This window comes from Streptococcus sp. 29892 (genome assembly GCF_032594935.1).
Lineage (GTDB): Bacteria > Bacillota > Bacilli > Lactobacillales > Streptococcaceae > Streptococcus > Streptococcus hyiners.
The window spans coordinates 1,610,252-1,635,089 of sequence record NZ_CP118734.1 but is presented as its reverse complement, the minus strand read 5'-3'; the positions used below and the strand labels follow the sequence as shown (position 1 = coordinate 1,635,089).

At 44.4% G+C, this 24,838-nt stretch carries 26 protein-coding genes; 17 read left to right on the top strand and 9 right to left on the bottom strand.

What is annotated here, in order from left to right; genetic code table 11:
* Window positions 1–6 precede the first annotated feature (6 nt).
* The 14 genes from fabT to PW220_RS08125 all read left to right on the top strand — a co-directional run bounded on the left by fabT (window position 7) and on the right by PW220_RS08125 (window position 11,494).
* Complete coding sequence (fabT, locus tag PW220_RS08190; protein ID WP_105118539.1) at window positions 7–441, top strand: fatty acid biosynthesis transcriptional regulator FabT; 435 nt, start codon at window positions 7–9, stop codon at window positions 439–441.
* Window positions 438–1,415: a beta-ketoacyl-ACP synthase III gene (locus PW220_RS08185; protein WP_248053994.1), complete on the top strand. Its 978-nt coding sequence runs from the start codon at window positions 438–440 to the stop codon at window positions 1,413–1,415. Before fabT ends, PW220_RS08185 begins: the two co-directional genes overlap by 4 nt.
* 57 nt (window positions 1,416–1,472) lie before the next feature.
* Entirely contained in the window at window positions 1,473–1,697 is a 225-nt protein-coding gene (locus tag PW220_RS08180; protein ID WP_105148826.1) for an acyl carrier protein, read from the top strand.
* A 167-nt stretch (window positions 1,698–1,864) separates the two neighbouring features.
* On the top strand, window positions 1,865–2,830 hold the full coding sequence (gene fabK, locus PW220_RS08175; protein WP_172050538.1) for an enoyl-[acyl-carrier-protein] reductase FabK: 966 nt from the start codon (window positions 1,865–1,867) through the stop codon (window positions 2,828–2,830).
* 1 nt (window position 2,831) lies between these two features.
* Window positions 2,832–3,752, top strand: a complete 921-nt coding sequence (gene fabD / locus PW220_RS08170) for an ACP S-malonyltransferase (RefSeq protein ID WP_248053995.1) — start codon at window positions 2,832–2,834, stop codon at window positions 3,750–3,752.
* A gap of 9 nt (window positions 3,753–3,761) precedes the next feature.
* A complete protein-coding gene (fabG, locus tag PW220_RS08165; RefSeq protein ID WP_248053996.1) occupies window positions 3,762–4,496 on the top strand; it encodes a 3-oxoacyl-[acyl-carrier-protein] reductase in 735 nt (244 codons plus the stop codon).
* Between the two features lie 294 nt (window positions 4,497–4,790).
* A complete protein-coding gene (gene fabF / locus PW220_RS08160) occupies window positions 4,791–6,026 on the top strand; it encodes a beta-ketoacyl-ACP synthase II (protein WP_248053997.1) in 1,236 nt (411 codons plus the stop codon).
* Window positions 6,027–6,503, top strand: coding sequence for an acetyl-CoA carboxylase biotin carboxyl carrier protein (gene accB / locus PW220_RS08155; RefSeq protein WP_248053998.1), 477 nt, complete (start codon window positions 6,027–6,029; stop codon window positions 6,501–6,503).
* A complete protein-coding gene (gene fabZ, locus PW220_RS08150) occupies window positions 6,500–6,922 on the top strand; it encodes a 3-hydroxyacyl-ACP dehydratase FabZ (RefSeq protein WP_029188424.1) in 423 nt (140 codons plus the stop codon). The genes accB and fabZ overlap by 4 nt, the downstream gene beginning before the upstream one ends.
* Before the next feature lie 24 nt (window positions 6,923–6,946).
* Window positions 6,947–8,320 carry an acetyl-CoA carboxylase biotin carboxylase subunit gene (locus PW220_RS08145; protein WP_248053999.1) on the top strand — a complete coding sequence of 458 codons (1,374 nt, stop codon included), beginning with the start codon at window positions 6,947–6,949 and terminating at the stop codon, window positions 8,318–8,320.
* A gap of 14 nt (window positions 8,321–8,334) precedes the next feature.
* Complete coding sequence (gene accD, locus PW220_RS08140) at window positions 8,335–9,201, top strand: acetyl-CoA carboxylase, carboxyltransferase subunit beta (protein ID WP_105125151.1); 867 nt, start codon at window positions 8,335–8,337, stop codon at window positions 9,199–9,201.
* Window positions 9,198–9,971: an acetyl-CoA carboxylase carboxyl transferase subunit alpha gene (locus PW220_RS08135; RefSeq protein WP_105118530.1), complete on the top strand. Its 774-nt coding sequence runs from the start codon at window positions 9,198–9,200 to the stop codon at window positions 9,969–9,971. The genes accD and PW220_RS08135 overlap by 4 nt, the downstream gene beginning before the upstream one ends.
* Window positions 9,972–10,104: 133 nt before the next feature.
* Window positions 10,105–10,767: a CPBP family glutamic-type intramembrane protease gene (locus PW220_RS08130; protein WP_248054000.1), complete on the top strand. Its 663-nt coding sequence runs from the start codon at window positions 10,105–10,107 to the stop codon at window positions 10,765–10,767.
* Window positions 10,768–10,825: 58 nt separating this feature from the next.
* Entirely contained in the window at window positions 10,826–11,494 is a 669-nt protein-coding gene (locus PW220_RS08125) for a CPBP family intramembrane glutamic endopeptidase (RefSeq protein WP_248054001.1), read from the top strand.
* 45 nt (window positions 11,495–11,539) lie between these two features.
* Here the strand turns inward: PW220_RS08125 and PW220_RS08120 are convergent, their stop codons facing one another.
* The 7 genes from PW220_RS08120 to PW220_RS08090 form a co-directional block, all read right to left on the bottom strand.
* On the bottom strand, window positions 11,540–11,755 hold the full coding sequence (locus tag PW220_RS08120; protein ID WP_024386157.1) for a PspC domain-containing protein: 216 nt from the start codon (window positions 11,753–11,755) through the stop codon (window positions 11,540–11,542).
* Between the two features lie 11 nt (window positions 11,756–11,766).
* Window positions 11,767–13,041, bottom strand: a complete 1,275-nt coding sequence (gene serS / locus PW220_RS08115; RefSeq protein ID WP_172136641.1) for a serine--tRNA ligase — start codon at window positions 13,039–13,041, stop codon at window positions 11,767–11,769.
* 214 nt (window positions 13,042–13,255) lie between these two features.
* Window positions 13,256–13,630, bottom strand: coding sequence for a DUF956 family protein (locus PW220_RS08110; protein ID WP_105160027.1), 375 nt, complete (start codon window positions 13,628–13,630; stop codon window positions 13,256–13,258).
* Between the two features lie 63 nt (window positions 13,631–13,693).
* Window positions 13,694–14,605 carry a PTS system mannose/fructose/sorbose family transporter subunit IID gene (locus PW220_RS08105; protein ID WP_105118524.1) on the bottom strand — a complete coding sequence of 304 codons (912 nt, stop codon included), beginning with the start codon at window positions 14,603–14,605 and terminating at the stop codon, window positions 13,694–13,696.
* 21 nt (window positions 14,606–14,626) lie between these two features.
* A complete protein-coding gene (locus PW220_RS08100; protein ID WP_105118523.1) occupies window positions 14,627–15,433 on the bottom strand; it encodes a PTS mannose/fructose/sorbose transporter subunit IIC in 807 nt (268 codons plus the stop codon).
* A gap of 49 nt (window positions 15,434–15,482) precedes the next feature.
* Window positions 15,483–16,472 (bottom strand): PTS sugar transporter subunit IIB, encoded by a 990-nt coding sequence (locus PW220_RS08095; protein WP_105118522.1) that lies wholly within the window; start codon window positions 16,470–16,472, stop codon window positions 15,483–15,485.
* Window positions 16,473–16,693: 221 nt separating this feature from the next.
* Window positions 16,694–17,506: a Cof-type HAD-IIB family hydrolase gene (locus PW220_RS08090; protein WP_172050526.1), complete on the bottom strand. Its 813-nt coding sequence runs from the start codon at window positions 17,504–17,506 to the stop codon at window positions 16,694–16,696.
* A gap of 229 nt (window positions 17,507–17,735) precedes the next feature.
* Between PW220_RS08090 and PW220_RS08085 the strand changes: the two genes are divergently transcribed.
* The gene (locus PW220_RS08085) at window positions 17,736–19,196 is read left to right on the top strand and encodes an NCS2 family permease (protein ID WP_248054002.1); all 1,461 of its coding nucleotides are present in this window, start codon (window positions 17,736–17,738) and stop codon (window positions 19,194–19,196) included.
* A gap of 691 nt (window positions 19,197–19,887) precedes the next feature.
* Here PW220_RS08085 and metF read toward each other — a convergent pair.
* Both metF and metE read right to left on the bottom strand, forming a co-directional pair.
* Window positions 19,888–20,775, bottom strand: a complete 888-nt coding sequence (gene metF, locus PW220_RS08080; protein ID WP_248054003.1) for a methylenetetrahydrofolate reductase [NAD(P)H] — start codon at window positions 20,773–20,775, stop codon at window positions 19,888–19,890.
* A 3-nt stretch (window positions 20,776–20,778) separates the two neighbouring features.
* On the bottom strand, window positions 20,779–23,028 hold the full coding sequence (metE, locus tag PW220_RS08075) for a 5-methyltetrahydropteroyltriglutamate--homocysteine S-methyltransferase (protein WP_248054004.1): 2,250 nt from the start codon (window positions 23,026–23,028) through the stop codon (window positions 20,779–20,781).
* Window positions 23,029–23,170: 142 nt separating this feature from the next.
* Between metE and PW220_RS08070 the strand changes: the two genes are divergently transcribed.
* Together PW220_RS08070 and PW220_RS08065 are read left to right on the top strand one after the other, a co-directional pair.
* A complete protein-coding gene (locus tag PW220_RS08070) occupies window positions 23,171–24,016 on the top strand; it encodes an ATP-binding cassette domain-containing protein (RefSeq protein ID WP_248054005.1) in 846 nt (281 codons plus the stop codon).
* Window positions 24,017–24,100: 84 nt separating this feature from the next.
* A complete protein-coding gene (locus PW220_RS08065; protein ID WP_248054006.1) occupies window positions 24,101–24,790 on the top strand; it encodes a gamma-glutamyl-gamma-aminobutyrate hydrolase family protein in 690 nt (229 codons plus the stop codon).
* The last annotated feature ends 48 nt before the right edge of the window (window positions 24,791–24,838 follow it).

The following is a 24,838-nucleotide window of genomic DNA, read 5'->3' as shown; positions in this document are numbered from 1 at the left end:
CCTGTTTTGGAAGATCCAAAAATCAATGAATACCTGACCGCTATATTTAATAATGTGTTGGTGATTGAAGAAACAAGTCTTCGAGGTAGTCGTTTCAATGATATTTCTATTAAGGAAATGCATACCATTGACGTCATCGGTGAAATCGCTGGAGCGACGCCGAGCGATGTAGCTCGTACTTTGATGGTCACACTTGGTACGGTAACGACCAGTCTAAATAATTTAGAACGAAAAGGCTATGTTGAGCGAATTCGTTCCACTAAAGATAGACGGGTGGTTCATCTCTATCTGACCAAGAAAGGTCGTCTGGTTTATCGCTTGCATCGAAAATTTCATAATGAAATGGTCAAGCAGATTACAGACGGGATGGATGAGGCAGAATACCAAGTGATGAAAAAAGGGCTCTACAAACTCTATAATTTCTTGGAGGATTTGAAATGAGAACCTTCGCTAAAATCAGTCAGGTTGCCCACTATGTTCCTGAACGAATTGTGAGCAATGATGATTTAGCCCAAATCATGGATACCAGTGATGAGTGGATTGTTTCTAGGACAGGTATTCGACAACGACGAATTACAGTCGATGAGAATACCAGCGATTTAGCCAGTCGTGTTGCCCAAGACCTGCTAGACAAGTCAGGTGTAGCTGCTGAAGCCATTGACTTCATCATCGTTGCTACCATTACACCAGATTCAGCTATGCCGTCAACGGCAGCTCGGGTTCAGGCGGCAGTCGGTGCTAAGAAGGCATTTGCCTATGACCTAGTCGCAGCTTGTTCGGGCTTCGTGTTTGCACTATCCACCGCAGACAAACTGATTTCCTCTGGTATCTACCAAAAGGGAATCGTGATTGGAGCGGAGGTCTTGTCCAAGACAGTTGACTGGACAGACCGTGGAACGGCAGTCTTGTTTGGAGATGGTGCTGGTGGGGTTTTGCTTGAAGCTAGTTCTGAGCAGCATTTTCTAGCGGAAATCAATCGGACAGATGGCAGTCGTGGTCTTAGTTTAACTTCTGGTCAGACGGGTCTGCATTCTCCTTTTTCAAAAGAGGAAAGCAACCAGCCCTATTTGCAGATGGATGGCAGAGCGATTTTCGAGTTTGCTGTTCGCGATGTGACCAAGACCATTGCAGAGCTACTAGACAGTCAGAGTTTGACTGGTGATGAGGTAGATTACTTCCTGCTTCATCAGGCCAATAGTCGGATTTTGGACAAGATGGCACGCAAGCTGGGCCTTGGCATTGAGAAATTTCCAGCCAATATGATGCACTATGGCAATACCAGTGCAGCTAGTATCCCTATTCTCTTATCAGAATGTGTGGAGGCAGGTAGTCTGCACTTGGATGGTAGCCAAACGGTTGTATTGGCAGGATTTGGTGGCGGTCTGACTTGGGGAACGCTACTACTTAAACTTTAGTTAATTCCTTGCCTCTGGCAAGATTAAAAATATTTTTATATAAAAAGGAGCACTATCATGGCAGTATTTGAAAAAGTACAAGAAATCATCGTTGAAGAATTGGGTAAGGAAGCTGAAGAAGTAACCCTTACAACAACTTTTGAAGATTTGGATGCAGATTCATTGGATCTTTTCCAAGTTATCTCTGAAATCGAAGATGCGTTTGACATCCAAATCGACACAGAAGAAGGATTGACAACTGTAGGCGAATTGGTTGCTTACGTTGAAGAAAAAACTAAATAAGATTTCTACAGAAAAGTGCTAGTGAGCATTTTTCTTTGGATAAGTAGTTTGATATTCAAAACATTGAAGCGTCAAAATAATTTTCAAGTGAGGGCTTTGCCCTCGCTTGTTTAGCTAATTGTTTGATATTCAAATGATTAGCTAAGCAAATATAGATTGAGGGAAGTATGAAAACAAAGATTACAGAATTATTGAACATTGATTATCCGATTTTCCAAGGTGGTATGGCTTGGGTGGCTGATGGTGACTTGGCTGGTGCGGTTTCAAATGCTGGTGGTTTGGGTATCATCGGTGGAGGTAATGCTCCCAAAGAAGTTGTTAAGGCAAACATTGATAAAGTCAAGTCCATCACAGACAAACCTTTCGGTGTTAATATCATGCTTTTGTCGCCTTTTGCGGATGACATTGTTGACTTGGTCATTGAAGAAGGTGTCAAGGTGGTGACTACGGGTGCGGGTAATCCTGGTAAATATATGGAGCGCTTGCACGCAGCCGGTATTATTGTTATTCCAGTAGTACCGAGTGTGGCTCTTGCTAAACGCATGGAAAAATTAGGGGTTGATGCCGTCATCGCTGAAGGGATGGAAGCAGGTGGCCACATCGGTAAATTGACAACTATGACCCTGGTTCGTCAGGTTGTTGATGCCGTATCTATTCCTGTGATTGCTGCAGGTGGTATCGCAGACGGTGCAGGTGCTGCAGCTGCCTTCATGTTGGGAGCAGAAGCAATTCAGGTGGGAACACGTTTTGTTGTAGCAAAAGAATCCAACGCCCACCCTGCCTATAAGGAAAAAGTCCTCAAGGCTAAGGATATTGACACGACTGTATCGGCATCCGTTGTAGGTCACTCGGTGCGTGCGCTTAAGAACAAGCTTTCGACAGCTTATGCGGCTGCGGAAAAAGACTTCCTTGCTGGGAAAATATCTGCAGAATCCATTGAAGAATTAGGTGCAGGAGCCCTTCGCAATGCCGTTGTTGATGGTGACGTGGTCAATGGTTCGGTTATGGCAGGTCAGATTGCTGGCTTGGTGACTAAGGAAGAAACCTGTGAAGAAATTTTGAAAGATTTATATTTTGGAGCTGCTAAGGTGATTCAGGAACAAGCGAGTCGCTGGGCTTCTGTTGGAGAATAAGATGACAAAAACAGCCTTTCTATTTGCAGGTCAAGGGGCTCAGACACTTGGTATGGCCCGTGACCTCTATGACACCTATCCTATTGTCAAGGAAACCTATGACCAGGCTAGTCAGATTCTGGGCTATGATGTGCGGGACTTGATTGATTGCCAAGAAGACAAGCTCAACCAGACCCGCTATACCCAGCCTGCGATTTTGACAACTTCCCTTGCCATTTATCGTTTATTGGCAGAAAAAGGGATTAAACCCGACATGGTGGCTGGTTTGTCCTTGGGAGAATACGCAGCCTTGGTTGCTTCAGGTGCTCTAGCCTTTGAAGATGCCATTTCTTTGATTGCCAAACGGGGTGAGTTTATGGAAATGGCTGCACCAGCAGGGACTGGTAAAATGGTCGCTGTCCTCAATGCAGATGTCAGCTTGATCGAAGAGGTCTGTTCATCAGTTACCTCTGGGATTGTTTCCCCAGCCAACTACAATACACCAGCCCAAATCGTTATTGGTGGTGAGGTCGCTGCTGTGGATGAGGCGGTGGAAGCCTTGAAGACGGCGGGTGTCAAACGCATGATTCCCCTCAACGTGTCGGGGCCTTTCCACACAGCTCTCTTGCGTCCAGCTTCGGAGCAATTGGCTCAAGCTCTGGAAGAGGTGGAGTTTGCAGACTTCCAAGTAGAATTAGTTGGCAATACGGAAGCCAAGGTCATGAGAAAAGAGGACATCAAGTCCCTCTTGACCCGTCAGGTTATGGAGCCTGTCCGTTTTTACGAGTCCATTGCAACCATGCAGGCGGCTGGTGTGACCAAGTTTATCGAAATCGGTCCAGGCAAGGTCTTGGCAGGATTTATCAAGAAAATCGATAAGACAGCCGAGGTGGTGACAGTAGAAGATGTGGCAAGTCTAGAAGGCTTGTTGACTAGCCAATAAGGAGAAATCATGGAGCTTACCAATAAAAATGTGTTTGTTACGGGTTCAAGTCGTGGAATTGGCTTGGCCATTGCTCATAAGTTTGCTAGCCTTGGTGCCAATGTGGTGCTAAATGGTCGTGGTCAGCTGGGTCAGGACTTGCTGGACAGCTTTTCAAGCTACGGTGTCAAAGTGGTGGCTATTTCAGGCGATATTTCTAGCTCGGCAGATGCCAAACGGATGGTGGCTGAGGCAGTTGAGGCTCTTGGTAGCGTCGATATCTTGGTCAACAATGCAGGGATTACCAAGGATGGTATGACCTTACGAATGACGGAAGAGGACTTTGAGAGTGTCTTGAGTGTCAACTTAACTGGTACTTTCAACATGACCCAGGCTGTTTTGAAGCCCATGACCAAGGCACGTGAAGGGGCTATTATCAACCTTTCCAGTGTGGTCGGTTTGACAGGGAATGCTGGTCAGGCCAACTATGCCGCTTCTAAGGCAGGTGTGATCGGCTTTACAAAATCCATTGCTCGTGAAGTCGCTAGTCGAAATGTCCGTGTCAATGCCATCGCACCAGGCTTTATCCAGTCCGATATGACAGATGTTCTGTCTGACAAAATTAAGGATGCCATGTTGGGACAAATTCCTATGAAACGCTTTGGACTGACGGAAGAAGTAGCGGATGTAGCTGTGTTCTTGGCCAAGCAAGAATATCTAACTGGACAAGTGATTGCTATTGACGGCGGCTTGACCATGCAGTAATCCAGTCTTCCAGGTTTATCTTTTATTACTTCGACGAGCGAGGAAACTACGTTTCCAGATTTCCAGCTTCAAACAATCTATTGGATTGTTTGAACTCGCTTTGCCGTACTAACGGAGCGTTACTTACTATCGTAAGTACGATTTCCAATCTTCAATAGTCCACTGGACTATTGAAGCTGTCTGCGGCTTGTTGAAATGAACTTTGTTCGTAGTACTAAAAGCAAACTGAAAGACTGCAATGACGCACTTTGAATTCAATATTGTTTTGTGTGCTGTTTTAAGAGAGGTTTGAAAATGACAAAACTAAATCGTGTAGTGGTGACAGGCTACGGTCTGACATCGCCAATTGGAAATACGCCAGAGGAATTCTGGGATAGCCTGGTCAATGGTAAGATTGGGATCGGAAAGATTACCAAGTTTGATACCAGTGAATACTCTGTCCATAATGCTGCGGAAATCAAGGATTTTCCTTTTGACAAATACTTTGTTAAAAAAGATACCAACCGCTATGACAACTATTCCCTCTATGCTCTCTATGCAGCTCAAGAGGCAGTAGCCAATGCTAATCTTGATACAGAATCCGTTGACAGTGACCGTTTTGGTGTTATCTTGTCGACTGGTATCGGTGGTATTTTGGAAATCGAAGAGCAGGTTGCTCGTATGAACGAAAAAGGACCAAAACGCATTCGTCCTATGGCACTTCCAAAAGCCTTGCCAAACATGGCTGCTGGAAATATTGCCATGCAGGTCGGTGCAAATGGTGTCTGTAAGTGTGTCATCACAGCCTGTGCTTCATCCAACGATGCCTTGGGAGAAGCCTTCCGTGAAATCAAGTTTGGTTTCCAAGATGTCATGCTGGCAGGTGGCTCAGAAGCAGCCATTACGCCATTTGCAATCGGTGGCTTCCAAGCCTTGACAGCTATGTCGACTACTGAGGATCCAGAACGTGCGTCTATTCCATTTGACAAGGACCGCAATGGTTTTGTCATGGGAGAAGGGGCTGCTGTCTTGGTCTTGGAAAGCTTGGAACACGCAGAAGCACGTGGGGCAACTATCTTGGCTGAAATCGTTGGTTATGGAAATACCTGCGATGCCCACCACATGACTTCTCCACACCCAGAAGGTTTGGGTGCCATTAAGGCTATGAAGTTGGCTATTTCAGAAGCAGGTTTAGAGCCAGCAGACATTGACTACATCAATGCCCATGGCACTTCGACACCGGCTAATGAAAAAGGAGAAAGTCAAGCTATCGTATCGGTCTTCGGCAAGAACACGCCAGTTTCTTCAACCAAATCCTTCACAGGTCACTTGTTGGGGGCAGCGGGTGCAGTTGAAGCAGCGGCTGTTATTGAGGCTATGCGTCATTCTTACGCACCAAAGACGGCTGGTACGACGGAATTGTCTGATTACATTGAGGCGGATGTCATCTATGGTCAAGGTCGTGACATGGAAATCCGCCATGCCATTTCAAATACATTTGGCTTTGGAGGTCACAACTCAGTGATTGCTTTCAAGCGTTGGGAGGCTTAAGTGAACATTACAGAAATAAAGGACTTGATGAGTCAGTTTGACCAGTCAAGTTTGCGAGAATTTTCATATAGCAATGCTGGGGAAACCTTGCATTTCAGTAAAAACCAGCAGGCGACAGCGGTTCCGAGTCCAGCGGTAGAAGCTCCGCTTGTTCCAGTAGTTCCTGCAAGCCAAGCCCCTGTACCAGCAGTTGAAACCAATGAGCCAGCTCCAGCAGAAGCCAGCTCAAGCCCTGTAGCGGAGGGTGCGGTAGTGGAAAGTCCACTGGTTGGTGTGGCCTATTTGTCACCAGCTCCTGACAAGCCAGCCTTTGTGGCAGTCGGTGATACGGTCAAAAAAGGACAGACCCTCATGATTATCGAAGCCATGAAGGTCATGAACGAAGTGCCTGCTGACCGTGACGGTGTGGTCACAGAGATTTTGGTGGCCAACCAAGATGTTGTAGAATTTGGACAAGGATTGGTACGCATCAAATGATTGATATTTTGAAAATTAAAGAGGCTCTTCCTCATCGCTATCCTATGCTCTTGGTCGATCGTGTCCTTGAAGTATCGGAAGATGAGATCGTCGCCCTTAAAAATGTGACCATTAACGAGCCCTTCTTCAACGGGCATTTCCCAGACTATCCTGTCATGCCAGGTGTTCTTATCATGGAGGCTTTAGCACAAACCGCAGGTGTCTTGGAGTTATCCAAGGAAGAAAACAAGGGCAAGCTGGTCTTTTATGCCGGCATGGACAAGGTCAAATTTAAGAAGCAAGTTGTACCTGGTGACCAGTTGATTATGACAGCTAAATTTGTCAAACGCCGTGGAACCATTGCGGTTGTTGAGGCAAAGGCAGAGGTGGACGGAAAACTGGCTGCGTCGGGGACGTTGACTTTTGCTATTGGAAATTAGTATCTAAAGGAGATAGGATTCATCATGTTTGAGAAGATTTTGATTGCCAATCGTGGTGAGATTGCGGTGCGGATTATTCGTGCGGCCAGAGAGTTGGGGATTGCGACGGTGGCTGTCTATTCAGAGGCTGACAAGGAAGCTCTCCACACCATGTTGGCAGATGAGGCTGTCTGTATCGGCCCAGCCCGTTCGACAGACTCCTATCTCAATATGCAGGCAGTCATCTCGGCGGCTGTTGTGACAGGTGCCCAGGCCATTCATCCTGGCTTTGGATTTTTGAGTGAAAACTCTAAATTTGCCACCCTCTGTGAAGAGGTCGGTATCAAATTTATCGGACCTTCTGGGACGGTCATGGATACCATGGGGGATAAAATCAATGCTCGGGCAGAGATGATTAAGGCTCAAGTGCCTGTTATTCCAGGATCAGACGGTGAAGTCTTAACCAGCCAAGAAGCCCTTGAAATTGCTGAGAAAATTGGCTACCCTGTCATGCTCAAGGCATCGGCAGGTGGTGGCGGTAAGGGAATTCGTAAGGTGGAAAAAGCCGAAGACCTAGTGCCAGCCTTCGAATCAGCTTCCAGCGAAGCCAAGGCAGCCTTTGGTAATGGAGCCATGTATATGGAGCGTGTTGTCTATCCAGCTCGTCACATCGAAGTACAGATTTTGGCAGACCAGCACGGTCATGTCATTCATCTGGGAGAACGGGACTGTTCCCTTCAACGCAACAACCAGAAGGTTCTGGAGGAAGCTCCGTCTATCGCCATTGGTCAGACCATGCGGGAACGTATCGGTCAAGCAGCGGTGCGGGCTGCCCAGTCAGTTGGTTATGAAAATGCGGGGACCATTGAGTTTCTTTTGGATGAAGCCAAGGGCGAATTTTACTTCATGGAAATGAACACACGGGTGCAGGTGGAACATCCAGTTACCGAATTTGTCACCGGTGTGGATATTGTCAAGGAGCAAATCAAGATCGCGGCTGGTCAGGAACTCAGCGTCCGTCAAGAAGATGTGCGGATTACAGGCCATGCCATTGAATGCCGTATCAATGCTGAAAATCCAGCCTTCAACTTCGCCCCAAGTCCAGGTAAGATTTCCAATCTCTACCTGCCAAGCGGTGGCGTTGGTCTGCGTGTGGACTCGGCAGTTTACCCGGGCTACACTATTCCGCCTTACTATGATTCTATGATTGCCAAGGTCATCGTGCATGGGGAAAATCGGTTTGAAGCCCTGATGAAGATGCAGCGAGCTCTCTACGAATTGGAAATTGACGGAGTGGTGACCAATACCGACTTCCAGCTGGATTTGATTTCCGATAAGCGAGTGGTGGCAGGTGACTACGATACTGCCTACCTCATGGAAGAATTTTTACCTCGCTATCAGGAAGAATTAAAAAAGTAAACTAGGAGAATGCTATGGCTTTGTTTCGCAAAAAGGACAAATATATCCGCATCAATCCCAATCGTTCGCGGATAGAGTCAGCACCTCAAGCAAAGCCAGAGGTGCCAGATGAACTATTTTCTAAATGTCCAGCTTGTAAGGTCATCCTTTACAAGAATGATTTGGGATTAGAGAAAACCTGTCAACACTGTTCCTATAATTTTCGGATTACAGCCCAGGAACGCCTGGCTTTGACAGTCGATAAAGGCTCGTTCGAGGAATTGTTTACAGGGATTGAAACCACAAATCCGCTGGACTTCCCCAATTATTTAGAGAAATTGGCAGCCACCCGTCAAAAGACAGGTTTGGACGAGGCTGTTCTGACAGGCAAGGCGACCATCGGCGGTCAGCCAGTTGCCCTTGGCATCATGGATTCGCACTTTATCATGGCTTCTATGGGAACGGTAGTTGGTGAGAAAATTACCCGCCTCTTTGAGTTGGCTACTGAAGAGAAACTGCCAGTCGTCCTCTTTACCGCATCTGGTGGTGCTCGCATGCAGGAAGGCATTATGAGCCTGATGCAAATGGCCAAGATCTCGGCAGCTGTAAAACGCCATTCCAACGCTGGCCTCTTTTACCTGACGGTCTTGACAGACCCCACAACAGGAGGTGTGACGGCTAGTTTTGCTATGGAAGGCGATATTATCCTAGCAGAACCGCAGACCTTGGTTGGTTTTGCAGGACGGCGGGTTATTGAGTCAACCGTTCGGGAAAATCTACCTGACGATTTCCAGAAGGCGGAATTTTTACAGGAACATGGTTTTGTCGATGCCATTGTCAAACGCCAGGACTTGCCAGCGACCATTAGTCGCTTGTTGAGAATGCATGGAGGTGTCAGATGACCAGTGATGTAGCACGTATGATCCGTTTGGCACGTGACCAGGCTCGCCTGACGACCTTGGACTATGCCACACAACTCTTTGATGACTTTATCGAACTGCACGGCGATCGGAATTTCCGCGATGACGGTGCTGTAGTGGGTGGCATCGGCTTTCTAGCAGGTCAGCCAGTGACAGTTATCGGTATCCAAAAAGGGAAGAACCTTCAGGACAACCTTAAACGCAACTTTGGTCAGCCTCACCCAGAAGGCTACCGCAAGGCCCTTCGCCTCATGAAGCAGGCGGAGAAGTTCGGTCGTCCCGTTGTCACCTTTATCAATACCGCTGGAGCCTATCCAGGTGTCGGTGCCGAGGAGCGTGGGCAGGGCGAGGCTATTGCCCGTAACCTCATGGAGATGAGCGACCTCAAGGTACCCATTATCGCCATCATCATCGGCGAGGGGGGCTCTGGTGGAGCTCTGGCTCTAGCGGTCGCAGACCAGGTCTGGATGTTGGAAAACTCCATGTACGCCGTCCTCAGCCCCGAAGGTTTCGCCTCAATCCTCTGGAAAGATGGCAGTCGGGCCATGGAAGCGGCAGAACTCATGAAGATCACTTCTTACGAGTTGGAGAAACTCCAAGTGGTCGATCGGGTTGTTTTGGAAAATGGCAGAGCGACCAAGGAAGTCTTGGCTGACATCAAGGAAAACTTGGTCAGCCACTTGGCTCAACTACAAGCCTTGCCGCTTGATGAGCTACTCGAAAATCGCTATCAACGCTTTAGAAAATACTAGGAAGACCTAGTATTTTTTTCTTGCTGATATTGACAAAAGAAAACTATCGTTGTAAAATCTTGTTAAATAATATAATAAATTCTGTAGCGACGAGCTATACTTGTGTGCTGTTTTATTAGAGTAGGAGGATGATATGAAAACATTTAGTCAACGATTGAAATGGCTTGGTCGAAAACTTTGGCTTTTGGTGAGAGTGCTTGGCTTGTTAGTCCTTGCTGTTATTCCGATTGTAATATTGAATAGCTCTGTCGCGCAAGTCGCGCAATGGGCTGCTGGTTTGGTATCACTGGTTTTGATTGTTTTTATGTACTGGCGAGCTGAGAGGAATGGCCTCGCTATTTGGAATAGGAACATCTTGACCTGGAATGGCTTTGGACTGGTAGCACTAACATTTTCAGGGATTTATTTAAGTAAAAAACTAGGTTATGTTATCATGGATCTTCAAGGAATTGAGGATACCGCTAATCAGCTGTATATTGAAATGATTTTGGAGAAAATACCAGCTTGGTTAGCCTTCATAAATTTTGTATGTCTACCTGCTATTTCAGAAGAAATAATTGTTAGAGGTTATCTGTTCAAGAAGTTATTTGAAAAGTACAAGGTTTTGGGAATTGTAGTCTCTGGTTTGATTTTTGCCCTCTTACACGGACCAACGGACTTGGGCTCTTGGGTTTTGTATTCTCTTCCGGGTTTCCTATATGGCTACCTGTATTATAAGACAGATTATCTTGTCTATCCCATGGCAGTTCATTTTATCAATAATGCTTGGGCCTTTTTGGCTTACTATTATCTATAGTTTTTGAGCAGGAAGGTATAGACATGGACTATATGAAGAAGTGGTTAGGAGTTTGGAAATGCTAGAAACATTCAGTCAAAAATTAGAGTGGTTTTGTCGGAAAATCTGGATTTTACTGCTGGCCTTTCTATTGTTGCTTATCGATCATATTCCAATTTCCATATTGGAACAATCCACCTCGCCAGTCGCTCAATGGACTGCAGGCCTATCTTCTATTGGAATAGTGGTCTTTATGTGTTGGTTGGCAGAAAGGAAAGGGCTAGCCATTTGGGATAGAAAAATCTTAACTTGGAAGGGTCTGGGTATTGTTCTCTTAACCTATAGTGTGGCCCAGTTGTTCAAGTATCTCGGGCAGTTTATCATGGACCTTCAAGGGATTGAAGATACCGCTAATCAGATTGGCATTGAAAAGCTGTTACAAACGATTCCTTTTTGGTTAGCCTTTGTCAGAATAGCCTGTCAGGCAGCCATTACCGAGGAGACCATTGTCAGAGGCTATCTATTCAAAAAGTTATTTGAAAAGCACAAGATATTAGGAATTGTAGTATCTGGTTTGATTTTTGCCTTCTTACATGGACCGACAGATTTGGGTTCTTGGATCATTTATGCCAGCCCAGGATTTTTAATGGCTTACCTCTACTACAAGACAGATTACCTCATCTATCCCATGGCAGTGCATTTTATCAATAATGCCTGGTCGGTAGTGGCTTTCTACTATTTTCAATAAGTATAAAGAAAAGACGATTCCGTTTGGAGTCGTCTTTTGCGTGCTTTAGTTGAGTTCGGACTTGTCTGGTAAAAGTATGGCCAGAATGATATAGGCGGTTAGAAAGGGGAGATTGGTGACAATAGCTAATATAATGACCACCAATCGAACGTTCTCTAATTTCCAACCGTAGTTTTCGTATAGATTGAAGTAGTCATACAGGCCAGCGATGACGCCAGCCAGTTCACCACGACTTTTGTCCTTATACCATTTCTTGTTCATCTTCCTTACTCCTAAGGTTTAATCACTTCTACCCCACCCATGTATGGACGGAGAACTTCTGGAATGGTGACAGAACCGTCTTCATTTTGATAGTTTTCAAGGATGGCAGCCACTGTACGACCAACCGCTAGACCAGAACCGTTGAGGGTGTGGAGCAATTTGACCTTGCCGTCAGCAGCATCGCGGTAGCGGATTTGGGCACGACGAGCTTGGAAATCCTCGGTATTTGAACAGCTTGAGATTTCACGGTAGGCATTTTGGGCAGGAATCCAGACTTCCAAGTCATAAGTCTTAGCTGCTGAGAAGCCCATATCTCCTGTACAGAGAGCTAAAACGCGGTATGGCAAGCCTAATTTTTGAAGGATATTTTCTGCGTTTGCGGTCATTTTTTCCAATTCATCATAAGACTGTTCTGGTGTGGCAAATTTGACCATTTCAACCTTGTGGAATTGGTGAAGGCGGATAAGACCACGGGTGTCACGACCAGCAGAACCAGCTTCAGAACGGAAAGACGGGCTCATGGCTGTGAAGTAGATTGGCAGGTCTTTTTCTTCCAAAATCTCGTTACGGTAGTAGTTGGTCAACGGCACTTCCGCAGTTGGGATGAGGACGAAGTTGGTATCTGCCAACTCAAAAGTATCTTCCTTGAACTTAGGATATTGACCAGTACCGAACATAGAGTCGTGGTTGACCATATAAGGCGTGATGATTTCCTGGTAGCCTTCTGCGATATGCTCGTCCAACATGAAGTTGTAGAGGGCACGCTCCAAGCGGGCACCTAAGTTCTTGTAGAAGAGGAAGCGGGCTCCGGTTACTTTTGCCCCACGTTCCCAGTCCAAAATATCCAGGTCTTCGCCCAAATCCCAGTGAGCTTTTGGCTCGAAAGTGAATTCACGTGGAGTACCCCAACGGCGAACTTCCACGTTTTCTTCTTCGTCTGCACCAACAGGGACAGAATCGTGAGGTGTATTCGGAAGAACTGCAAGGATGGCATTTAGTTTTTCGTCAATTTCCAAGAGCTCAGCATCCAAGTTTTTCACGTCCGCAGACAATTTTTGCATAGCCGCAATCTTGTCATCAGCATTTTCCTTGTTGCGTTTTGCTTGAGCAATCTCGGCAGAAACAGTGTTGCGCTCTGCTTTTAATTCTTCTACAGTGACCAAGATTTCGCGGCGTTTTGCATCCAATTCCTTGATGTTTGCCAAGGTTTCAGCAGCCACACCACGAGTAGCAAGTTTAGCAGCCACTCCGTCAAAATCTGTACGAATACGTTTGATATCTAGCATAGATGTCTCCTTTAGAATAAAAAACACAGAATGAGAGATGCTGGAGCGATATTTACCGCGGTTCCATCCAGCTTCACATTCTGTGCACTTTAAGTATGTCATTTTTAGCCAACGGTAGAATTTCATATCATTTATCTATCTGCTCGCAGCGACCGCAGACTTTCTGAAAAATGCCTGATACTACTTATCCGTTTGTCTTATTATACTTGATTTTTTATTTTTTTGCAAATAGATTTGAGATTTTCTGTCCTAGAATTTGCAGGAGAGTTGGTAGTTTGACCACCTTATCATTGCCAATATGTTCACGAGCAATTTTTAGGATTTTACCAGAATCTTTAGAAGCAAAAAGGAATTTGCCGCTATCAGTATAGACTTCGAAGTGGCGACTGATTTTCTTGTTGGAAACATTGGCACCGATTTGATCGATAGATGTCCAAGGAATTTGAACGTAATTTTCAACGTTGTTATCAGCATAAAATTCCAGAGCTTGATCACCTAGCAGGAACTTGCCAACCGTTCCACCTGCAAGACTGAGATAGGAAACGCCTGTTGTGGATAGTTCGACGTGTTTGTTTAATGATTGTGCCATAGTTACCTCATTTCTTGTTTAATTATACCATAAAACCCCGCATGAGCGGGGTTTCTTAATGGATTACATAATTCCAAGTAGGCGAGCTGCGATACCGAATGCGAACAAACCAACGATGATAGTGATTGGAGAAACTTTTTTCTTCAACAACCACATACATAGGAAGGTAAGAAGCAAGTGCATGAAGCCTGGGATAAGACCGTCCAAGTTTTGTTGGAAGGTAGTAACTTTAGTTGGAGTTTGTGACAAACCTTGACCAACCAATTCAAAGGCTTTTTGGATACCTTCGTAGCCTTCTGGCAATTTATCCCACTCGATGTAGGCACCTTCTGAGAGTGGAACTTCAGAAACCGTGAAGTTGAAGCCGATAGATACCCAACGTTGAGCAAGTACGGCAAGGATGAACATACCGAGGATAGAAGCCCCTTTAGTGATGTCTTGGAGGATACCACCTGACATATCTTTAGTGATTTCTTTACCTGATTTGTAACCAAACTCTTGAGTGTACCATAGGAAGCTCATACGGATAGCGTTCCAAAGACCGAAGAAGAGGATTGGGCCAAGGATGTTACCTGACACAGCAAGTGAAGCACCTAGGGCACCGAGGATAGGACGTACTGTAAACCAGAATACTGGGTCACCGATACCAGCGAGAGGTCCCATCATACCGATTTTCACACCTTGGATAGCAGCATCATCGATGTCAGCACCGTTTGCACGCTCTTCTTCAAGGGCAAGTGTTACACCGACGATAGGTGCAGCAACGTATGGGTGTGTGTTAAAGAATTCCATGTGGCGTTTAAGAGCCGCAATTTGATCTTCTTTCTTAGTGTAAAGTTTTTTGATAGCTGGAACCATTGTGTAAGCCCAACCCAAGTTTTGCATACGCTCAAAGTTCCATGATGCTTGAAGGAAGGTTGAACGCCAGCAAATCGCTTTACGATCTTTTACTGAAAGTTGAATTTTTTCTGTCATGATTGTGTTCTTCCTTTCTTCTTAGTAGTCTTCTAGGATGTCGCCGATTGGATCGTTAGAACCAGCTCCGCCACCGTTTCCACCTTTTTTAGAAAGGTTAAGGTAGATGAAGGCAAGAGATACACCGATAGCACCAAGAGCGATAAGTGTCAATTGGCTAACAGCAGCAAGAGCGAAACCGATAGCGAAGAATGGCCATACTTCACGAGTAGCCATCATGTTGATAACCATAGCGAAACCTACGGCAACAACCATACCACCACCGACGTTCATACCACCTGACAACCAAGCTGGCATAGATTCAAGAGCAGCTTGAACAGCCTCAGTTGGGATAGCAAGAAGAAGGGCAGCAGGAACAGCAATACGAAGACCTTGAAGTGAAAGAGCGATCAAATGGTAGCGCTCAAGTGCACCGAAATCACCGCGTTCTGCAGCAGCGTCAGCACCGTGTACAAGGGCAACAGATGCAGTACGCACAAGCATTGTAAGGAAAAGACCTGCAACAGCAAGAGGGATAGCAAGACCTTGAGCAACTGAGATAGCAGTTGCTGAGAAGTCACCACCCTTAATCAAGATGATAGCGGCAGCAACAGAAGCAAGGGCAGCGTCTGGTGCAATCGCAGCACCGATGTTTGACCAGCCAAGGGCAACAAGTTGGAGAGTTCCTCCAAGCATAACACCAGCTGTTAGGTTACCGGTAACAAGACCGATGAGGGTACATGCAACGATTGGTTGATGGAATTGGAATTGGTCAAGGACACCTTCCATACCTGCAAGAAAGGCCACAAAAACGACCAAAATTGCAGAAATAATTGAAATATCTGACATATTTATAATCCTTTCATATTTCTGATAATCACACAGTGTTAATCAGTTATTATTTAACATCTGCCTTGTTAATCAAGTCAAACAAATCTTTTGGTGAATCGTTTGGAACTTTACGGACATCGAATTTGACACCAAGTTCACGCAAGCGTTCAAAGGTTGCAACATCGTCCTTATCCATAGAAAGAACAGTGTTCACCATTGTTTTACCTGTTGAGTGAGCCATAGAACCAACGTTCAATTCCTTGATTTCTACGCCACCTTCGATTGCTTCAAGAGCTTCTTGAGGTGTTTCAAAGAGAATCAAAGCGTGTGTGTTACCGAAGCGAGGATCTTTAGAAACCTCAATCAGTTTCTTGATAGGAACAACGTTTGCTTTAACGTTTCCTGGAGCCGCTTGCTTGATCAATTGCTTACGAAGGTCGTCTTGTGCAACTGTATCTGAAGCGACGATGATACGGTCAGCCTTAGAAGCTGGAGTCCAAGCAGTAGCGACCTGACCATGCAAGAGACGAGTATCGATACGCGCTAAGTTGATTTTCAACTTACCATCACCGATAACAGTTCCTGGTGGGATTGCTCCTTTAGGTGCTTGAGCAGCACTTGCAGCTGGAGCAGCCTCAGCTGGTTGAAGTTCTTCTGGAAGAACCTTGATACCATCTTTGGCTTCCTTGATAATGTTTGCGGCAACCTTTTCAACCCCCGCAGATGCATCCATTAGACGCTCTGTGTAGGCTTGAATTAGCATTGGCAAGTTAAGTCCAGTGATGATGGCAAATTTACGGTCTGGACGTTCGCCAGCAACGCGACTTGCTTGGTTAAATGGAGAACCACTCCAAAGGTCCGCCAATACCAACACTTCATCATCAGCATCGAATGAGTCAACAGCTGCATTGAGCTTAGCATATAAATCATCTGGTCCTTCACTTGGCATAAAAGTTACAACTTGAACTTTTTCTTGTTCGCCAAAAATCATTTGACCAGACTGATGAATGCCAGCTGCAAATTCACCATGACTTGCAATAATGATTCCAATACTCATTATTGTTCCCCCTAAATTTTTTCTAGTTCCTTTGAAATGTAAAACTAATGAATGGGCTTACATTTCCTTGAACTTGTATATTATAAAACGTTTTCATGTAATTTGTCAAGCAAATTTGTGTTAAAAACAGAAAAAAATTCCGAAATTTTTACATACTCTTTTCAGAAATCTGTTGCTGGCTATGCAAAACAAAAGAAAAAAACTGCAGACGCAGTTCTTTCTTATAGAAATAATTTTTCTAGTTCTTTGGCAACCCCATCTTCGCTATTTGTAAATTCAGTCAAGCGGTCTGCGTGAGGACGAAGGGTATCACTGCAGTTTTTCATGGCATAGCTAATGCCAGCCAGTTCCAGCATTTCGACATCATTGTGCTCATCTCCGAAAGCGACTAGATCGCTCGGACTGGCTTGGAAGAGGTTTAAGACATAGCTAAGGGCGGTAGCTTTATTAACTCCTTTAGCACAAGTTTCTAGAATATTTAAGGGACCTCCCCAAGTATTGATTTCCAGTTCATCATTGAAGTAGGCCTTCATTTCCTTGGCAAGCTGATACTTATCTGTAGCACGTGTTTGCATGAGGATAGAGTGGGGGTCGCTGGTAATCAGCTCAGGTTTAATGAGTGTGTCTGGTGTAATTTGCTCAACTCCCATGAGGGAAGGGTCGATTTTATCTAAATGTTTTTGCGTAATGAAGAATTTATTTTTGTATTCTCCTGCTATAAAGTCTGCTTCAAACCGCTCCTCTTCTTTCAAAAAATCGAGTAGGTATTTTTTATCAATAAGAATATTCTTTTCCCAGGCCCATTTTTTTCCTGGGAGATGAATGAGAGAACCATTGAAGTTAATCATGGGCGTATCTAGCTCTAATTGGTTGTAAAATTGCTCTGCCATACGATAGGGACGACCTGTAGCAATCAAAACGGTATGTCCAGCCTCTTTTACCTTTTTAATAGTAGAAACTGTGTAGTCACTTAGTTGACTATCTTGATTTAGTAAGGTACCATCTAGGTCAATGGAAATAATTTTTTTCTTCATACTTGTCTTATCCTTTTTGAAACTAATAAGTTCCAGTATAGCAAAATGCCTGTAGAAAAGCAAAAAGCTAATCGTTTTTAGGATATGAAGCAAAAACAAGAGGAAATATTCGTGAAAAACGAACATTGTTTTAGAAAATAACGTTTTCATACATGAATTGCTTGAAGTATAAAAGCGATTTGTATATAATAGCTATATCGTTCGTAAATAAAAGGAGAATAATTGAAAAATGGAACAGTTTTTTAAACTAAAAGAACATGGAACGACCGTTTCTACTGAAATTATGGCTGGTCTTACGACTTTCTTCGCCATGAGCTATATTTTGTTTGTTAACCCAAGCATCCTCAGTGTTGCTGGTATGCCAACTCAGGCAGTATTCTTGGCAACCATCATTGCCAGCGCGGTTTCAACGCTTGTTATGGGTCTCTTCGCCAATGTTCCTTATGCCTTGGCACCAGGGATGGGCTTGAACGCTTTCTTTACCTATACAGTTGTTATCGGTCTTGGTTTTACTTGGCAAGAAGCTTTGGCTATGGTTTTCCTCTGTGGTTTATTCAATATCTTTATTACAGTTACTAAGGTCCGTAAGAGTATCATTAAGGCTATTCCTATTAGCTTGCAACACGCTATCGGTGGTGGTATCGGTGTATTCGTTGCCTACCTTGGTTTCAAGAACTCTAACTTGATTACCTTCTTGACTTCTGGTTCAGATATTATTACTGTTAACGGAGTTGCTCCTGCAGATGCGACAGCTGAAACATTCGCAAATGGTGTCTTCTCTGTATTTGCTGGTGGTGGTGTCGTACCTGGCATTTCAACTTTCACTGACCCAAGTGTTCTTTTGACAGTACTTGGTCTTCTTTTGACAGCTGTCTTGGTGATTAAAAATGTTCGTGGTGCGATTTTGATTGGTATTGTCGCAACAACCTTGGCAGGAATTCCAGCAGGTGTTGTAGATCTTTCTACGATTGACTTGGCCAACAACAATATCGGTACAGCTTTTGCTGAGTTGGGTACAACTTTCCTAGCAGCTTTCGGTGGTTTGTCTTCTCTCTTTGCTGACTCAAGCCGTCTGCCACTTGTTTTGATGACTATCTTCGCTTTCAGCTTGTCAGATACCTTTGATACACTCGGTACCTTTATCGGTACAGGTCGCAAGACTGGTATTTTCTCAGAAGAAGATGAGAAAGCTCTTGAAAATGGTACTGGATTTAACTCTAAGATGGATAGAGCCCTCTTTGCAGATGCTATCGGTACATCAATCGGTGCTATCTTCGGTACATCAAATACGACAACTTACGTTGAATCTGCAGCAGGTATCTCTGCGGGTGGTCGTACTGGGTTGACAGCTGTAACGACAGCCCTTCTCTTCCTTCTTTCAATTCTTATCTTGCCATTTATCGGTATTGTCCCAGCAGCTGCAACAGCTCCAGCCTTGATTATTGTCGGTGTTATGATGGTTTCATCCTTCCTTGATGTTGATTGGAGCCACTTCGAAGATGCTCTTCCTGCCTTCTTTGCAGCCTTCTTCATGGCCCTTTGCTTCTCTATCTCATACGGTATTGCAGCAGCTTTCATCTTCTATTGCTTGGTAAAAATTTCAACTGGTAAAACAAAAGAAATCCACCCAATCCTTTGGGGAGCAACTGTCCTCTTCATTCTAAACTTTATCATTCTTGCTTTCTTGTAAGAATAAAGAAAATCACATTTATGTACCCTAGCTGACTGCACAAAAGCGGTCAGCTTTTTGGGGTTTCTGAAAAAACATTGGCTAGGTTAGTTGTTTGGTAGAACTTCCGGTCTAGTAATATTATTCTATGTATCTCGTATGACGTAGACTAGTGTCGATATATACTATTTATCAGAGAGTAGTAATTGGCAACTTCATTTCCTTGTTTCCGGTCATCATTAGAACACTCACTTTCCTCTTTAGATGTTATCGTAGGGGTCATTTTTCACTATTTCCCCACTTTCTTCTTTCAAGCTTGGGGGTGTACGGCTAGTTTCTTATCCCAAAGAGACCTGCTGAAACAGTCTATTCACAGACTGTTTCACTCGCACCTCCGCACACCTCCAACAGTCAGAGTAGGAACTGTTGGAGGTTGGAAATGAAGCGAACTCGTTCGCATCAGCCGTAGAGGTCAGATTTGGAGTGCAAAACACGAATTGCTGAGATGTTGACACGAACTCTGAGAAGTGGGCCTGGGCTTGAGCCCAACCTCTGCCTACAATCACCTGCCAACTCCTTGATTCAGGTCTGTTCGTAGAATTATTCGTTCCGCAGTCGTCACAATCATATAGTCATTCGACTATATTTTGATATTTATCCATCAAAAAAAGACTTGAAAAGTATCCAAAGATACTTTCAAGTCTTTTGCTATTTACCTACCAATCATACTTGATAGACTACCTTGGTAGTGATTGAAAAGGGAGTGAGTAGCCTGGTGGATATAGCGAGCTGTTTCAGCATTGTTCATGGTGTAGAGGTGGACACCTGCGACATCGTTGGTGACTAGGTCCACAATCTGGTCTACGGCGTAGGCTAGGCCTGCTGCGCGGAGAGAGTCAGGACTATGTTCGTATTTTTCTAAGATAGCCTTGAACTTACGTGGAAGACGAATATTTTCGCAGGTTTTCAAGAGACGAAGTGCCTGATTCCTGTTGATGATAGGCATGATGCCTGCAATAATCGGCACTTCGATGTCTGCTAGATGGCATTTCTCTTGAAACTCATAGAAAGCTTCGTTATCAAAGAAGAGTTGAGTTACCAAGCTTGAGCAACCAGCATCCACTTTCTTTTTCAGATTCTTGATGTCAGATACAGAGTTTGGTGACTCAGGGTGAACTTCAGGATAGCAAGCTCCGATGATGTCAAAGTGAGGGGCCTCTTGCTTGATGAAGGAGATGAGGTCCGTTGCATAGCGGAAATCTTCTTTTGGAGGTAGACCATCAATAATATCACCACGAAGGGCTAGAATGTGATGAACACCGACTTCATCAAGAGATTGAAGTACAGACTTGACCTTGTCTTTGGTCAGGTAGGCTGCTGGTAGATGGGCAATGGTTGGAATTCCCAGCTCATTACGAATATGGTTGACCAGGCGAACAGTCGTTTCTTCAATATTGAGGTTGTTATTGCTACAGGTAACACTGATAAAATGAGGGGCCAAACCCTGCATCTCATCAAGGGCTTGGATAATCTTTTCATTGCCTACTTCTGGTTTTGGAGGAAAAATTTCAAATGAGAGACTTGGGGTTTGACCGATCATAAATTAGAGTTCCTTTCTGGCTGCCTTAGCTGCTTGGGTCAAGTGGATAAGGCTAGCTTTTGTTTCTGATTCGCCACGCGTTTTTAGTCCGCAGTCTGGGTTGATCCAAACTTTTTCTTTCGGTACTTTTGCAAGGATGGCTTGAATAGTGTGTGCAATTTCATCAACTGCAGGGACACGTGGAGAGTGGATGTCATAGACACCAGGACCTACCTGGGTTTGGAAGTTCTTAGCCTTGAGTTCGTCTAGGATTACGAGATTTGAACGGCTAGCTTCAAAGGAGATCACGTCTGCATCCATATTGTCGATGGCAGGAATGATGTCTGTAAATTCGCTATAGCACATGTGAGTGTGGATTTGAGTATCTGGTGCAACAGTTGAGTGTACCAAACGGAAGGCAGGGATTGCCCAATCAAGATACTCGCTGTACCAGTCGCTACGGCGGAGTGGTAATTTTTCACGAAGTGCTGCTTCGTCGATTTGGATAATCTTGATACCTGCTGCTTCAAGGTCGAGAACTTCTTCCTTGATAGCAAGTGCGATTTGAAGGGTTGATTCCTTGATAGAAATGTCTTCACGCGGGAAGGACCAGTTGAGGATGGTTACAGGTCCTGTCAACATCCCTTTGACTGGTTTATTTGTACGGCTTTGAGCATAGCTAGACCATTTAACAGTAATTGGGTTCAAGCGAGTCACATCCCCCCAGATGATTGGTGGTTTTACGCCACGAAGTCCATAAGATTGAACCCAACCGTTCTTACTGAAGAGGTAACCAGACAGGTTTTCACCGAAGTATTCAACCATGTCGTTGCGTTCAAATTCACCGTGAACCAATACATCGAAGTCAACTTCTTCCTGCCACTTAATCCACTCATCCGTACGAGCTTCAACAAAGGCATCGTACTCGGCTTCGGTAATTTCGCCACGGCGGAAGGCTAAGCGGGTGCTACGGACGTCCTTGGTTTGAGGGAAAGAACCGATCGTAGTGGTTGGAAGTAGTGGCAAGTTCAATTTCTCGCGTTGAATAGCTTCACGTTCAGCAAAGACTGGGAGACGAGTGTAGTCTGCGTCAGTCAAACCTGCCAAGCGGTTTGCAAGAGCTGCATCACGACCAACACGCTCAAGTGCAAAGAGTTCCTTGTTGGCTGTGAGAGCCGCTTCCCCTTGACCATTACGGATGGCATCCAAGTCACGCAGCTCGCTCAATTTTTCAACCGCAAAGGCGAAGTGGTTGAGGATAGCTGGTTCAAATACTTCATTAGCTGTTGTAAATGGTACATGAAGAAGGGAGCATGAAGTTGTTAAAACGACATTTTCAGCTGGGATAGCCTCTAAAACAGCCAAGCTCTTTTCGTAGTTGTTGCGCCAGATGTTTTTACCGTTGACGATACCTGCATAGAGAGTTTTATCAGCTGGGAAGCCTGTCGCTACAAGTGCAGCCGTTTCCTTACCTTCTACAAAGTCAAGACCGATGGCATCGACTGGTAGGTTTGTCAATTCAGTGTAAATGTCACGCACATCGCCGAAGTAGGTTTGGATAAGGACTTGCAAGCCTTTCTTGTCTGCCAAGAGAGTTTGGTAGATGTTGAGGAAAAGGGCTTTTTCTTCATCAGTCAAATCCTTGACCAAGCTAGGTTCGTCCAACTGGATTTTTTCAGCGCCAAGTTCTGCCAATTTTGCAAATACTTGTCCGTAGGCAGCAACCAAGCTATCTGCTACATCTTCAGCTTTCACCCCTTCTTCAAAATCAGTTAATTGTAAGAGAGTGAATGGACCAATCAAAACTGGACGAGTTGTGATACCCAAGTCCTTTGCTTCTTGGAATTCGTCGAAAATCTTGTGACCAGCTAGTTTGATTTCTGTGTCTTTTTCAATAGCTGGAACGATATAGTGGTAGTTGGTGTTGAACCATTTTTTCATTGGTCTAGCACGAACATCACCCTTGTCTCCTTGATAGCCACGCGCCAAAGCGAAGTATTTTTCAAGGTCAGTCAAGTCTAAGTCCTGAACAGCTTTTGGCACGACGTTGAAGAGAACAGCTGCATCCAAAACATTGTCATAGTGTGAGAAGTCATTGCTTGGGATTTCAGTAATGCCAGCTTCTTTAACAATAGTCCAGTGCTTAGCACGCAAGTCTTTAGCTGCTGACAAGAGTTCTTCTTGTGGAATTTCGTTTCTAAAGTATTTTTCAGTGATAAATTTTAATTCACGGTGTTCTCCGATTCGTGGGAAGCCGATAATAGTTGTTGTCATAGGATTTCCTCCAAAAATATTTCTATGCTCTAATCCTAACAGAAATACAAACACTTGTATAATTGTAAAAAATTAGAGGATGCTATAGCTTTTAGCTATACCTGTTTTTGGAAGTTTTATTTTATGAAATCACTACTATATAATGTCTTCATATTCCAAGAAGAATTGGTTAGGTCAAGAACAACGCGTCGATGCTTTAAATGGTGTTGCTTTGTCCATTTATAAAGGTGAGACACTCGGTCTGGTTGGTGAATCTGGCAGTGGTAAATCGACACTGTCTAAAATTGTTTTGGGACTGGAAAAAGCAAGTCAGGGACAGGTAGACTTTCCTGGTTTGACAGCTGAGGAACTAAAAAATCAAGCGCTTCAGGTGATCTATCAGGATCCTTACTCCTCCCTCAATCCCTATCTATCAGCTTTAGAACTTGTCAAAGAACCGCTTTATTTGTTACCAAAGAAGGAGGCAGAAGAGAGGGCTTTAGCAATGTTGGAAAGGGTAGGTGTACAGGGGGATGCTGTACATAAACGTCCAAAATCCTTTAGTGGAGGCCAACGTCAGCGTATTGGAATCGCTCGAGCAGTTGTATCCAATCCGCAATTTATTGTGTGTGATGAACCGACTTCTGCTCTGGATGTTTCGATTCAGGCAACCATATTGGATTTGCTTAACCAGCTTCAAGAGGATTTAGGTTTAACCTATCTTTTCATTTCTCATGACCTAAATTTGGTGCGGCATTTTGCTGATAGGATTGCGGTCATGTACAAGGGGAGTTTGGTAGAAATTGGACCTGCGCAGGATATTTTTCAAGATCCCCAGCATCCCTACACCAGCTATCTTTTGAAATCCAACTTGAGTTTAAATCCTCATCAGGCGAGAGCACAATTACAAGAGTTGTCACAAACAGGTCTTCTAAAGGATTTCGTGACAGTGGGGGAATGGACTCAAGTGGACAAGGAGCATTTTGTATTAAAGGCCACTGATAAATAATTTTTATCGGTCCATAAAACTTCTATATTAGACAGGCTTGGCTAGCAGTGTTACAATGTAAAAAATCACAGAAAGGAGTTTCTTATGGGAAAAGTCATTATTGGAATTTCAGGAAATGAACAAGAATTTCCAACAAAATCTGGTCGAGTTTACGTGACAGTTGCGCGTGAATTGGCAGACAGTGTTCGTCAGGCAGGTGGTATCCCAATGGTCATCCCGATGGGAACTCCTGATTTAGCCAAAGACTATATCGACATGATTGATAAGTTGATTTTATCAGGTGGTCAACATGTTGATCCAAGTCTGTATGGGCAAGAACGTTTAATTGATAGTGATGATTACCTATTGGAGCGTGACGAATTTGAATTGGCTTTGATTAAAGAAGCGCTTCGCCAAGGGAAACCGATTTTTGCGGTCTGCCGTGGCATGCAGTTGCTCAATGTCGCACTTGGTGGTAGCTTAGAGCAGGAAGTGGTAGATCATTGGCAAGATGGTATTGAAGGAACTTCACATCGTTTGCAGGTCAAGCCCAAAAGTCGTGTCAGCCAGCTTTTTGCTCAAGGAAGCTCCATCAATTCCTTCCATCATCAGCGGATCAAAGATTTGGCACCAGGTTTGGTGGCAACTGGTCTAGATCCGAGAGATGGTACGATTGAGGCCTATGAAAGCAAGGGCAAGCAGGCCCTGTTTGGCTTACAGTGGCACCCGGAATTTCTATACAACGACTGCAAACAGCATAGAAAATTATTTCAGTATTTGGTGGATGTTTTTTAAAGATAACATTGACACTCAAGAAATTGAGTGTTTTTTTATAAAAAATGC